The 13,932-nt window shown below is 32.4% G+C and carries 8 protein-coding genes; 1 reads left to right on the forward strand and 7 read right to left on the reverse strand.

Annotated features, from left to right (window positions below):
* Positions 1-36 precede the first annotated feature (36 nt).
* The 7 genes from grdH to HALHA_RS10775 form a co-directional block, all read right to left on the reverse strand.
* Positions 37-1,359 (reverse strand): betaine reductase selenoprotein B, encoded by a 1,323-nt coding sequence (grdH, locus tag HALHA_RS10745; RefSeq protein WP_015327792.1) that lies wholly within the window; start codon positions 1,357-1,359, stop codon positions 37-39.
* Positions 1,360-1,378: 19 nt separating this feature from the next.
* Complete coding sequence (locus tag HALHA_RS10750; protein WP_041607827.1) at positions 1,379-2,713, reverse strand: glycine/sarcosine/betaine reductase component B subunit; 1,335 nt, start codon at positions 2,711-2,713, stop codon at positions 1,379-1,381.
* A 252-nt stretch (positions 2,714-2,965) separates the two neighbouring features.
* Positions 2,966-3,433 carry a glycine/sarcosine/betaine reductase complex selenoprotein A gene (gene grdA / locus HALHA_RS10755; protein WP_083882261.1) on the reverse strand — a complete coding sequence of 156 codons (468 nt, stop codon included), beginning with the start codon at positions 3,431-3,433 and terminating at the stop codon, positions 2,966-2,968.
* Positions 3,434-3,687: 254 nt separating this feature from the next.
* Positions 3,688-4,461, reverse strand: a complete 774-nt coding sequence (locus HALHA_RS10760; protein WP_015327794.1) for an ATP-binding protein — start codon at positions 4,459-4,461, stop codon at positions 3,688-3,690.
* Positions 4,462-4,590: 129 nt separating this feature from the next.
* Entirely contained in the window at positions 4,591-6,564 is a 1,974-nt protein-coding gene (uvrB, locus tag HALHA_RS10765) for an excinuclease ABC subunit UvrB (protein WP_015327795.1), read from the reverse strand.
* 95 nt (positions 6,565-6,659) lie between these two features.
* Positions 6,660-7,808 carry a divergent polysaccharide deacetylase family protein gene (locus tag HALHA_RS10770; protein WP_015327796.1) on the reverse strand — a complete coding sequence of 383 codons (1,149 nt, stop codon included), beginning with the start codon at positions 7,806-7,808 and terminating at the stop codon, positions 6,660-6,662.
* Between the two features lie 15 nt (positions 7,809-7,823).
* Positions 7,824-9,032: a S41 family peptidase gene (locus tag HALHA_RS10775; RefSeq protein ID WP_015327797.1), complete on the reverse strand. Its 1,209-nt coding sequence runs from the start codon at positions 9,030-9,032 to the stop codon at positions 7,824-7,826.
* 291 nt (positions 9,033-9,323) lie between these two features.
* Here HALHA_RS10775 and nrdD point away from each other — a divergent pair, with 291 nt between their 5' ends.
* The gene (gene nrdD, locus HALHA_RS13355; protein WP_015327798.1) at positions 9,324-13,922 is read left to right on the forward strand and encodes an anaerobic ribonucleoside-triphosphate reductase; all 4,599 of its coding nucleotides are present in this window, start codon (positions 9,324-9,326) and stop codon (positions 13,920-13,922) included.
* The last annotated feature ends 10 nt before the right edge of the window (positions 13,923-13,932 follow it).

The following is a 13,932-nucleotide window of genomic DNA, read 5'->3' on the forward strand; positions in this document are numbered from 1 at the left end:
TATAAATAAAAATGGGGTAAGTGTATTGGTCTGAACTTAAATCTCTACATTAAATACTGTTTGTTCTTCAATATCTGTTTCAAGTGCATCTAAAGCAACTCCAACTCGATGATAACGTAACTTCCATTGGTCATCTTTAGAATCATCTGGATCTCCTAATGGATAAGGAATAGAAATGGTTGGCACCATTTTATTAGAACCTACTGTTTCAGCAACTGGAATTAAGTTAGCCATTTGAACGACAGGAATACCGGCTCTTTCAATTTCTTTTACAATCGTTGCACCGCAACGAGTACAAGTTCCTCATGTAGAAGTTAAAATTACTGCCTGAACACCATCTTCTAGCATTTTTTCTACCATTTCTTGGCCCATTCTAGAAGCTTCTGCTTCAGTTGTTCCAGTTCCTACAGTAGAATAAAAGTAGTTATCAAGCTCACCAATCCTACCTTCCTTTTCATACTCACGCATAACATCAACAGGTACAACTCGATTAGGATTAGCATCAGCAGCTGCTGGGTCATATCCAGCATGAATAGTCTTAAAACCTTCAGCATCTCTATTAGGCAGTTGATTCAAACCAGAGATATCATATCTACCCCATCGAGTAGCAGAAGCTGACTGAATATTATCAGGATTATCTACTGGTACAATACCACCAGAAGTAGCTAAAGCAACCTTAACTTCACTTAAGTCTTCAATTGGTTCAGCAATCTCAACTCGATCCATATCTGGCATAGGTAATTCAGATTTAAATTCTTCTCCATTAACCTTTTTAAGTAACATATCAATTGCTCTATCAGCTGCTGGGATTTCATCTTCTAACCAGACTTGATGTCTCTTGCCTCTAATAAAGTATCCCTCTTCTTCAGCTGACCCTAGTTCTTCATTATTTAAAATTTTATTACCATAGTCAGCCATATCTTTCATATTATCTCTCATTTTAGCTGCACTTTGACCACCTGGGAAGATAATCATGTCTTTTTTATACATATCAACTCCAGGATTTTCATTATTCATAGATGTAATGACAGGTACATCAAATTCTTCTTTAACTGCTTTACAGATAGCACCACAAGCATTACCATATCTACCTGCCTGGAAAGCTGGACCAGCAAAAAAGATATCAAATTCTTTATCTTCTAAAAAACTTAAGATTCTTTCAATAGCTTCTTCTTCATTAGAACCCATATAGTTATCGCCACAAACAACAGTATTAGTTACTTCAGCATTGTCAAGTAACTGATCTAATAACATAGCCGGGCCAACTTTACCCTCTTCTAATGTTGGCTCATAATCAGCTTGATCCTCACCACCAATCTGTCCAAAAAATTGATTCAAGTATAAAATAGCCTTTTTCATATCTTTTGCACCCCCCTTATTAAAATTCTTTCATTGTCTTAGGAGACCAACCAAGAACCTGGTCACCACAGAACATTGAGTTGTTTTCCATAATAATGGAACCATCTTCCTTAACAGATGATCCTAATTCATCATCATCTTCCCATCCACCAGATAAACCGTCTCTAGCTAATGCTTCTAATTCACCTATTACTGTTTCCATTGGTGGCAGCTCAATTAAAGCTGACACATTTCCGCAAGAAACAATAGCATCTGCTGCTTCATCTAATGTTACAAGTGGCTGAGAATTTCCATCTCTACCAGTACATTCGTTAGTCATTCCTACTGTCTTAACTCCAGCCTCTTCTAATGCTTTAAAACACTCAATAAAATCAGCATCTGGATTACCATAACCCTCTTCTGCTAAGATAGCTGCATCTGCACCTAAAGACTTAGCTATCTGTTGGACAAATAATGCTGACCTCTCTTTCTCTTCTAAATTAACATTTAAGTTAGACATAATTACACCTAAGAAATTAATTGTTTCCCCATGCTCCTGATATAAATTCTTAATTGTAGGACAATTCTGAAAATCATAAGTTGACCATTTAGAAGAACATGGCATAAAGCTACCTGAAATCATAGCTCCATCTAAAATTTCATTAGGATGCATTAAAGTTGGTACTACATGATTCATATCCCAACCATAAACTAAATCATTATAGCCCATCTCTTCCATCTGAGATTGAGCCTGCATAACATAAACAACTGACGGTAGATCATTTACTTTAGCAGGACGTTTAGTAATTGGTTCCAAATCAAATTCCTCTATATCATCTTCAGCTGGTTCTTGGTCTTCTAAAGCTTCAGTAGCTAAATATTTAGCCAATCTATGTCCAGCCCATCTTAAAGCATGATTCTTCTTCTGTTGTTCATGACGCTCAAACTCTTCATCTGTATCTGCAACTAAACAGATATTATTTAGTTGAGAAAAATAAGTGTACTTAGCACCTTCACCACTCATATCAATTAATCCATCACCGAAACTACCCCAATGTTTACCTACAGCTAACACACTACAACCTTTTAGAGCTAAAGTTTGTCCTTCACCAACAGCTTCTACATTATCTGTTACTCCAGGAAAAACTGCTCCTCCATCCGCCTTACATCGTGGTTCAATTGCTTCTTTAACAGGGACAATTCGCTTATCTTCACCTGGTCTAGCAATTTTTATATCTGCTTCAGTAATATGTTCATCTTCTTTAACTACTTTTAGAGCTTCTTCTTTATTAATAATTAATGTTCCATCTTGATAAGAGGTTTCATCTCCAAAAGTAATATCTTCAACATTAAAATTAGCTATCTCTAAACGCACTAATAACCACACCCCTTTCCTATTTAGCTCATAACCTTTTAAAACTTTACAACCATTTAAATTTTTCTGAATATTTATAATAGTGATAATATTCTTTTTAATAATATAAAAATAAATGGCTTCCACTAATCAGGTTAAATTCAATACTAGAGCCAGGTTAGTATGACCCTATTATTGTGAATTTTAGCACAAGTTAAATAAATTTATTTTAGTCCTTAGGGTAGCAGACATAAGCCACCCCCCGTGGACTAATTATTCAAATTGACAGTACTTACCTCTATATAAGGCAACCTCATCAACAATATCATCTACCTCTAATACCATTTCCATCATACTTATCTGTTCCTCATATACATCTTCATCAATTTCTTCCTTAACTTCAGGTTCTAAAATATGAAATACTCTGAGTCCTAACTGGACTCCTGCTAATGGACCTGCAAAAGTTGGATCGCCATTAGTAACTGTTTCAGCAGCTAAGCCAGAAGCTTCTGCCTCTGCTCCACCTAAAACAACTACTACATTTTCTTCACCATGCTCCTCGGCAATCTCCTTAACTCTCTTTTGATTTTCCAGATCCATAGCGCCTGCAGCCGTTCACACAAAGCATTCTGTGGAACTAAATACTACTTCAGCGCTTGTTGTTTCAATACACTCTTGAATGGCAGGACCTGGAATACCATCACGGTCACCAATAATCACTACCTTCTTATTTTCTAACATAATTGCACCTCCAGTTTGATTGTTTGTAATATCTTTCACTATTTATATTACCATAATCATGATTATATTTCAACCATGATTAATAAAAAATACATTGTTATACCGTAGATGTAAAATTTTATGATTAATATCAATTTTTATATAAGAATTAATTGCTGGTGCCAAAAATAAATCTGAAACTCCTACTTTCATTAAGTAACTTATATAAGTAAAGCCCTCAGGTTTAAACCTGAGGGCTTTCTTTTATTTAATTATTATTTAAGTTTACCATTAATTCCTACAGTTTCTACTTCTAACACTAATTCCGAATTAGCTCCTTGAATAGCTTGCTCAGCAATTCTAACTAATCCTCCACAACAAGGAACCTCCATCCGTGCTACAGTTATACTATTTAAATTATTCTCCCTAATAATTGCTGTTAATTTATCAACATAAGCTTGGGCATCATCTAATTTAGGACAACCCATAGCTACTGCCTTTCCTTTAAGCATCTTTTGATGATAATTACCATACGCTGCTGGTACACAATCTGCTGTTATTAATAAATCAGCATTCTTAAAGTAAGGGGCTGTAGGTGGTAGTAAGTGTATTTGAATTGGCCATTGCTCTAATTGAGATTCAACCTCTACTTCCTCTCCAGATGATTTAGTATTATCTTTATTCATCATTCTCATTCTACTTCCTGGACAACCATCTGTATGTCCATGGCCATGACTCTCTTTCTTATCTTCATCTGCATGTTCTGCTTGAGCTTTCATCATTTCTTCTACAGCCTCCTCACCTCTTACTTTCTCTACATGATCCTTAGTAGCTTCTAAATCAAATTCTTTAGCCTCTCGTTCTTCAATAGTTAAAGCTCCTGTAGGACATTCGCCAATACAATCACCAAAGCCATCACAAAACTCTTCATTCACTAATTTAGCTACTCCATCTACAATCTGTAGTGCTCCCTCGTGACATCCTACAATACATTCACCACATCCATTACACTTATCTTCATCAATCCTAATAATCTCTCGTTTAGCCATTCTAATCGCTCCTCCTAATTTATATTTGAATTTCTAATTAACTTCTCTCTTAGTCTACTAAAATAGTACCATCTTTTACTTGTAACTTCTGTGAGCTTTATCACAGGGAGGATAATATCTAAATTAATTCTATTTCTTTAATTCTTCAATTTTATCTCGTAGTTCTGCAGCCTTTTCAAACTGTAACTCTTCTGCTGCTTCCTTCATTTCTATTTCTAATTCAGCAATTTTATCTTCTAGTTCTTCAGTTGACATCTGGTTGGTTTCTTCGTTAGATATATTATAATCAGCCGCTGATTCAGCTACCATATCAACTGGTCTTAAAACATCACGTACTTCTTTTCTAATTGTTTCTGGAGTAATATCATGCTCTTGATTAAATTCTACCTGTAGTTCCCTCCTCCTTTCTGTCTCATCAATTGCTTCTTTCATAGAATCAGTCATCTTATCAGCATACATAATTACCTTTCCATTCACATTTCGAGCAGCTCGTCCAACTGTCTGAATTAAAGAAGTCCTAGATCTTAAAAATCCTTCTTTATCAGCATCTAAAATAGCTACTAATGATACTTCTGGTATATCAAGTCCCTCTCGCAATAAATTAATTCCTACTAATACATCAAACTTTCCAAGTCTTAGGTCTCTAATAATCTCTAATCGTTCAATAGTATCTATATCTGAATGTAGATAGCTAACTTTAATTCCAGCATTAGCTAAGTAATCAGTTAAATCTTCAGCCATATTCTTAGTCAAAGTGGTAATTAATACACGTTCATCATTTGCAATTACATGCTGAATTTCAGATAATAAATCATCAATTTGAGCTTTAATTGGTCTAACAGCTATTTGAGGATCGACTAAACCTGTTGGGCGAACAATCTGCTCTACTACTTGTTGACTCCGGTCTAATTCATAATCTCCAGGGGTCGCAGAAATATAAACAGCTTGCTTAACTAATTTTTCAAATTCAGCAAACTTTAACGGACGATTATCTAAAGCAGAAGGAAGTCTAAAACCATGCTCAACTAATCTCTCTTTTCTAGAACGATCACCAGCATACATTCCTCCAATTTGAGGAATAGTTTTATGGGATTCATCTACTACCAATAAAAAATCATCAGGAAAGTAATCTAATAATGTTTGTGGTCTTGAACCAGCTGGTCTATTCTCTAAATGTCTTGAATAGTTCTCAATCCCTGAACAAGTACCCACTTCTTCCATCATCTCCATATCATATTTAGTTCTTTCTTTTAATCGTTGAGCTTCTACTAATTTACCTTCATCTTCAAGCTCTTTTAACCTTACTTCTAACTCAGCTTTAATCTCTTTTAGAGCTCGATTAACTTTATCCTGCGGTTTAACAAAGTGACTAGCTGGATAAATGGTAATTTCATTTAATTGTCCTAAAACTTCTCCTGTTACTGAATCAACCTGCCTAATACGCTCTATCTCATCTCCAAATAACTCTACCCTATAAACCTTATCTTGATAAGCAGGAATGATCTCTATAGTATCTCCTCTGACTCTAAAACTACCTCTGTCAAAATCAATATCATTCCGTTCATACTGAATATTAACTAACTCTCTAATTATTTCATCTCTTTCCTTAATTAATCCCTCTTTTAAATAACAAGTTAAATCCAAGTAATCTGTTGGATTACCTAAGCCATAAATACAAGAAACACTAGCTACAATAATTACATCATCTCGTTCAAATAAATCACTTGTAGCAGCCAATCTTAACTTGTCCACTTCATCATTAATAGAAGCATCTTTTTCTATATAAGTATCACTTTGTGGTACATAAGCCTCTGGTTGATAATAATCATAATAACTGACAAAATATCCTACTCTATTATTAGGAAAAAATTCTTTAAATTCACTACACAACTGAGCTGCTAAAGTTTTATTATGTGCAATAACTAATGTCGGCTTTTGTACCTTTTCAATTACATTAGCTATTGAAAAGGTCTTTCCTGAGCCTGTCACTCCTAATAGAGTCTGCTCTTTCAGGCCTTCTTGAATACCAGTTGCCAAGTCTTTAATAGCTTTAGGTTGGTCTCCTTGGGGGGTATATGGTGATACTAATTCAAACTGTGGCATTCTTTTACCTCCTCTATCTACTAGTTTGTAATTAAACTACAAGTTTTATTTAAAAGTAAAATATAAAGAAAAAGCACCCACATAGGTGCTTTAAATCATTGTACTAACTGGGATGCAAATACTAGCTTAACTCCCATTTTCTCTAATTTAGGAATTACCTCTTTGATGGCCAAAGCAGTATTCTCCCTTACATGCCCAATTACTACCATTTCTTTTTCTTTCAATGCTATTTTACCTAAAGTTAATAACATCTCTTTAATTTCTTTCTTTTTATCAATATTATCAATAAATAAATAATTAGCTGCCGTTGGTAAATTGTTTTTTTGGGCTACCTCAAAACCCACTGAATTATGAGCTGTACTACTATCTACATAGTACAATCCTTTTTTCTTTAGTACTTCAATTATTGCTTTCATCACTCGGGGATTAGCCGTTGCCTTAGATCCCATATGGTTATTAATCCCTTGTAATTGAGGTAAATTAGCTAAATTACCCTTTAATACACTCTTTATTTCTTTATTCGTCATTGTACTATTTATTGCTCCTGCCCCTGGATTTACTTTAGGGTTTAAAGGTTCCAATGGTTGATGAAGAATCAATTCTTGGCCCGCCTCCTTGACTAATTTAGCATCAACTTTAGAAAACGGACGATGTGGTAAAACAGCAAATGTCAACGGTCGTTTAATCTTTAATATTTCCTCTGTTCCCTTTCGATTAAAACCTAAATCATCAATAACAATAGCCATTTTAGCAGCAGGAGGTTGTTGCACAAATGTTACCTTGTGTGTCAGTAATTCTAAGTCACTCTGGGCCAAGAACCCCAGTTCAAGAGTTAAAATTCGTTCCTGCTCTTTAATTCTCCAGTTAGCCTTTACAATCGGAAAATCATCTTTGAACTTAGCTATAATCTCTTCTTTATAATCAGATAGCAATTTACCATGAGGGCCAAACAAAGGAACTTCAAACTTATGATAGTTATAATCCCAAGTAAATAAATAATCAGTTACCTGCTTCTTTTTAGCTTTTCTTTTGTGCTCTAAAGAATCTGCCCTAGCTAACCCTAATTGAGATAAACTCTTTTTTAACTGTTCTTCAAGATTAGCTACTACCCCTTTATAATTAACCTTAATTAATTTATGGTTATTCTTATTACTCATTGTTTCTTCACTTTCTTTACTACAAGAAAGTAAGACCATACTCAATAAGATACAGATTAATAAAATTCCTATTTTTTTAGACTTCATCAGCCTAATTCCTCTCTATTTTAGTTTTTGCTGTAATACTTTAATTGCTCTTTGTAATTGCTCATCTACTTTAGTTTTTAGATTCTGTTCTATTGTAATATCTGGTTTAATCCCTTTATGATGAATATAGCGGCCATCTGGAGTATAATATCGAGCGGTAGTTAGTTTTATAGCCGATCCATCTGGTAATGGTACAACACTTTGCACAACCCCTTTACCAAATGTCTGTTCTCCAATTACTACTCCACGATTATAATCCTGAACTGCTCCTGTTACAATCTCAGAAGCACTAGCACTTCCACCATTAACCAGTACTACTAATGGAGCATCTATATTATTAATCTGATCAGATAATCCTATAGTTTGTTTTTGACCGTTACGCCCTTTAATTGTTACAACTGGTCCCTGATTAAGGAAATTACTAGATACGTTAGCTGCTTCCTGTAATAATCCCCCCGGATTATTTCTTAGATCCAGAATAAAAGCCTTAGCTCCTTGCTTATGTAGCTTATCTATTCTAGTAGCAACCTTTTGACCAGCACCTTGAATAAATTGACTAATTCTAATATAACCTATGTGGTCTTTTTTTAGTTTAGAAGTTACAAATGGAACTTCTACTTCTGCTCTAGTAATATCTACCTTAAACTCCTTAAATTTAGGTTGTTTCTTATCTTTATCATTCTCTAATTTACGTTTAATTCCCAATTGTACTTTAGTTCCCGCAGGCCCTTTCATTAACTTTACAGCTTCTGTCATAGTCATTTCTTTAGTTGCCTTACCATTAACAGTCATTATCAGATCCCCAGCTTGCAAACCTGACTTATCTCCTGGGGTTCCTTTAATTGGAGATATAATTGTTAACTGATTATTCTTCATTGTTATTACAATTCCAATTCCACTGTACTCACCAGAGAAACCCTGCTTCATTTCTTTATATTCTTGAGCTGATAAATAAACTGTATAAGGGTCATCTAAAGATTTTAGCATACCATTAATAGCACCAGTTAATAACTTATCATTATCTGGTTTTTCTACATAACTTCTTTTAACTACATCTAAAACTAAGAATAACTTTTGGATAGGATTTAATTGCTGAGTCTGACTTTGAGACAAACTCACATCTGCATTAGCTTGAGCTTTATGAAAGAAAAAGCCCACTGTTCCTGCAGCAAATAACATCACCAAAATCAAGCTAAGTCCTAAAAGCCTCTTTCTCTTAAACATTAATTTAGCCTACCTTCCCTATTTTAAAATTAATTTCTTAAAATTTTAGTTATTTAACAAATATATTATACAAGTTAATTGTATCACTCTTTTTTTTAATTCGCAAACAAAAGAAAATAGTAATAATTAAGTAATGATGAAAATAATAGCTTAACTTAGTATAAAAAACTATACACTTGCATAACCACTATATATAGTATTGTTCATTTTTAACACATACCATATATAGTTGACACTCGGGCATAACTAGTATACAATATTGAATGTCTGAATAATCAAAGGAGGTCTTCTATGAAAATTAATTATATCAAAAAAAGAGATGATAGAAAAGTTCCATTTGAAAAGGAAAAAATTGAAACAGCAATTCTAAAAGCAATGAAAGCTGTAGATAGAGATAATAAACAAATTGCTCAAGAAGTAACTGAAGAAGTTTTATCTTATCTTAAAATAATCGCCAAAAGTAACAGCATCCCTACTGTAGAACAAATTCAAGACTTAGTAGAAAAAAGCTTGATTGAAAAAGGGGAAGCTGAAATAGCCAAATCATATATTCTTTATCGAGAACAACACGCTAGATTAAGACATACAGAAGAATTATTTAGTGATGCTATTAATGCAATTGATAGTTATTTAGATCGTAGTGATTGGAAAGTTAATGAAAATAGTAACATGGGATATTCCCTACAAGGATTAAATAATCATATCTCCTCTGAAGTAACTGCTCAATACTGGTTACAAGAAATTTATCCTCAAGAAATTAGAACAGAACATAAATCTGGTTCCTTACATATTCATGATTTAGGTAACTTAGCTGTTTATTGTTGTGGTTGGAATCTTAAAGATTTATTATTAAATGGTTTTGGAGGAGTTTCAACTAAAGTAGAAAGTAATCCTCCTAAACACTTTAGAACTGCTCTGTTACAGACTGTTAACTTCTTTTATACTTTACAAGGAGAAGCAGCAGGTGCACAAGCTCTATCTAACTTTGATACCTACTTAGCTCCTTTTATCCACTATGATGATTTAAGTTATGAAGAAGTTAAACAAGGCATGCAAGAATTTATTTATAATTTAAATGTACCTACTAGAGTTGGATTTCAAACTCCATTTACAAATATTACTATGGATTTAAATGTACCACAGATGATGAAAGATGAACCAGTAATCATTGGTGGCGAATATCAAGATGAAACTTATGGTGAATTCGAAGTAGAGTTAGATATGTTCAACAAAGCCTTTGCTGAAGTGATGCTAGAAGGGGATAAAAAAGGGAGAGTCTTCTCATTCCCAATTCCTACTTATAATATAACGGATGATTTTAATTGGGATAATGAAGTGCTAGAGCCTGTTTGGGAAATGACAGCCAAGTATGGCATCCCGTATTTCTGTTTAGATGAAGATACTAATATAATTACAAATAATGGTATTAAGAAAGTTAAAGATTTAAATATAGATACAGATAAAGTTTTAGGAGAAGACAATAAATTTTATGAAGTTACTAATTACTTTAAAAATGAACATTCTGAATATATTAAGATAGAAACAAAAAATAATAATACAATAAAATCTTCTAAAAATCACAAATTTCCAACTAATAATGGTCTTAAAAAAGCTATTGACCTATCATTAAATGATAAGTTGTATGAACACAAAACAGAATTAGTATTTGAAAATGGTTTTAAGTTATCATATAAAAACCAATCATACTTTGATATTTATGATAAAAATGATAATAAAATAACATTTGAGAATATAAACAAAGAAAATATACAAGAATTTTATTATTTAAAACCTACAGTTAGAGAAATGAAATCATTATCAGATTTTAATTATCCAAAAAATAGATATCAAACAACCTTAAAAGAAATTGATATTCCTAAAGAATTAGATACGGATATTTTTGAAATAATAGGAGAATTATTAGGAGATGGCTATTTACCTAAAAATAAAAATTCTATAAGATTAACTAGTAATGATGATGAAATTATAAATTTCTTTTCTGAAACTATAAAATATAAATTTGGACTTGATACAAAAATTTGTCAAGCTGGTAATAGCGACACATGCTTAGAGGCAAATGTTAATTCAGCAATGTTAAAATCATATTTACAACATCTTGGCTTAAAATTTGGTATAGGTAGTGAAAAAGAAATACCTTCTATTGTATATCATAGAAGTGATGCTGAAATATCAGCTTTATTAAGAGGACTATTTGATACTGATGGGTCTATTACTATAAATAATAATGGAAATCCTAATATATCTTTAGTATTAAAAAATCACAAATTATTACAACAAGTATTAGAGTTATTAATGTTTTTAGGAATTGTAGCTTCTTACAAAGATACAGATGATAAATATGGAAAAATTAATATACATGGCTCTAAAAATATTAATTTATTCAAAGAAAAAATAGGATTTAGAATAAATAGAAAAAATAATAGATTACAAAAGAATAAGAAAAAACAAACAGTTCTAGGTGATAAAATAATTACTAAAGAACAATCATTTGAAATGTTTGGAAATGATCACAGACAATATTATGATAAGGAAATGTTTAGAATAAAAGAAAATGGTAACGGTATCTACCTATTCACTGCTGAATTTAATAAATATAAAAATAAAGTAGACATATCAAATTTAAAACTTATTAACAATACTCTTAAATCTGTAGATATAACTGTAAATAGTAATAGTCATTTATTTACTTTATCTAATGGAATTATAACTCATAATTCTAATATGGTAAATTCTGATGTAAATCCCGAAGATGTAAGAAGTATGTGTTGCAGATTGCGGCTATCAAACAAAGAACTGCGTAAACGTGGTGGTGCTCTATTTGGCTCTAATCCTATGACCGGATCGATTGGGGTAGTAACAATTAATATGCCACGAATTGGTTACTTAGCAGAAGATAAAGAAGAATTTATTAAGCGAGTTTATGAACTAATGGATATAGCGCAAGAAAGTCTAGAAATTAAACGTAAAGTACTAGAAAGATTAACTGACAATGGTCTGTATCCTTATAGTAAATTTTATCTACGAGGAATTAAAGAGCGCTTTGATGAATACTGGAAAAATCACTTTAATACAATTGGACTTAATGGGATGAATGAAGCTCTACTTAACTTTATGGGCCAAGATATAGCTAGTGAAGAAGGTAGACAATTTGCCATAGAAGTCATGGAAGCAATGCGAGAAAGACTAGTCGATTACCAAGAAGAGACAGGTAATATCTATAACTTAGAAGCTACTCCAGCCGAAGGAACTTCTTATCGCTTTGCTAACTTAGATAAGCAAAAGTTTGGTGCTGATATTATCTGTGCTAATCAAGAACGAGTTAGAAATGAGGATGCTGATCCATACTATACTAACTCTACTCAGCTTCCTGTTGGTCATACAACTGATATCTTCGAGGCTTTCCAATTACAGGATCCATTACAGAAACGTTATAATGGGGGCTGTATTGAAAAAGGAAATAAAGTTTTAACTGATAAAGGTTCAATGAAAATTGAAAATATCGTTAATAACTATGAAGATCTAAAACCAATTAAGGCATTAAGCTATAACCCTGATAAAAAAGAAGCGGAATGGGATCTAATTACAGATGCAATGTCAATTGATGTGACACATAATGATAAAATTAGAGTTAAAGGGGAAAAAGGATTAGATATAACTACTAGTGATTGGCATCCATTCTTTGTTTTAGAAAAAATTCCTGTTGATAAAAAATGTCCTATTTGTGATAAGGAAGTAGCCGGAGTAAGAGGTTTTGCAGGACATATGAAATATTCATCAAAATGCAGAGAAAAATACAATAAGTTGAATAAATATCAGGTAGTAGAAAAAAGAGCTGATGAATTAAAAGAAGGGGATTATATCTTACAAAATAGTGATAATTTATATCCTGAGCAAGAAACTAACTTAGACCAAGATTTAATGTGGTTAATTGGTTACTTTATCGGTGATGGATGCATCAGTCAGTTTAAAGATAATCGAGGCGGAAATAATTTAACCAAATATAAACTTAGATTATTTGATGCTAATAAACAAAATCTTGTTAAAGCTAAAAAAATTATTAATGAAAACTTTAATGCTGATATTAATGTAATCCAGAATGATAAACGAAGTAATAAATTGTATCATCTAATAACTTCTAAACAAGATGTAATAGACTTCTTCTTTAATTATGGTTTTTCAGCTGGAGAAAAAACTTATGATGTCAAAATAACTTCTGAAGTTAAATCAGAACTTAATGCTCAAAATATTTATAGTTTATTATCAGGTTTATTAGATAGCGATGGTCATATTAATAAACGATATGGTAATGGTGAGTATTATACAGTTTCCGAGAATCTAGCAAATGATCTAGTAGAAATCTGTAGTCAAGCCGGAATCATGGTAGCCCAAGAAGATAAACCAACTAACAGAGAAAATGAAGTAGATGGTTTTAGAATTACAATTCCTGCTTATCAAATGACAATGTTAAAAGATAAATTAACAATTGTGAATGATAAAAAATATATCAAAGATGATTTATCAAACAGAAAATTAAGACAGTTACCTGTAGTAAGAGTAACTGCAACAACTAAAGTAGATATTGAAGACAATCAATTTTATGATTTAACTACTAAAAATAATCATAATTATTTAGCTGGAAACAACACTATGGTATTTATTCATAATACTGTACTCCACGGCTTCTTAGGAGAAAGAATGCCATCAGTAGCCAGTACTAAAAAGTTAGTTAAAAGATTAGCTGATAACTTTGAACTACCTTATTACTCTATCACACCTACTTTCAGTATTTGTCCAAAACATGGCTATTTAGCTGGAGAACATGAATACTGCCCTAAGTGTGATGCTGAAATAGGTTATCAGGAAGAATAAAGGACTGATA

Origin of the sequence: Halobacteroides halobius DSM 5150 (assembly GCF_000328625.1) — a bacterium.
In the GTDB taxonomy this organism is placed as follows: domain Bacteria; phylum Bacillota; class Halanaerobiia; order Halobacteroidales; family Halobacteroidaceae; genus Halobacteroides; species Halobacteroides halobius.

Coding starts and splice junctions, on each gene's coding strand:
- HALHA_RS10760 (WP_015327794.1), bottom strand. CDS start 4,461: ATGGCTAAACGAGAGATTATTAGGATTGATGAAGATAAGTGTAATGGA.
- HALHA_RS10770 (WP_015327796.1), bottom strand. CDS start 7,808: ATGAAGTCTAAAAAAATAGGAATTTTATTAATCTGTATCTTATTGAGT.
- uvrB (WP_015327795.1), bottom strand. CDS start 6,564: ATGCCACAGTTTGAATTAGTATCACCATATACCCCCCAAGGAGACCAA.
- nrdD (WP_015327798.1), top strand. CDS start 9,324: ATGAAAATTAATTATATCAAAAAAAGAGATGATAGAAAAGTTCCATTT.
- HALHA_RS10775 (WP_015327797.1), bottom strand. CDS start 9,032: ATGTTTAAGAGAAAGAGGCTTTTAGGACTTAGCTTGATTTTGGTGATG.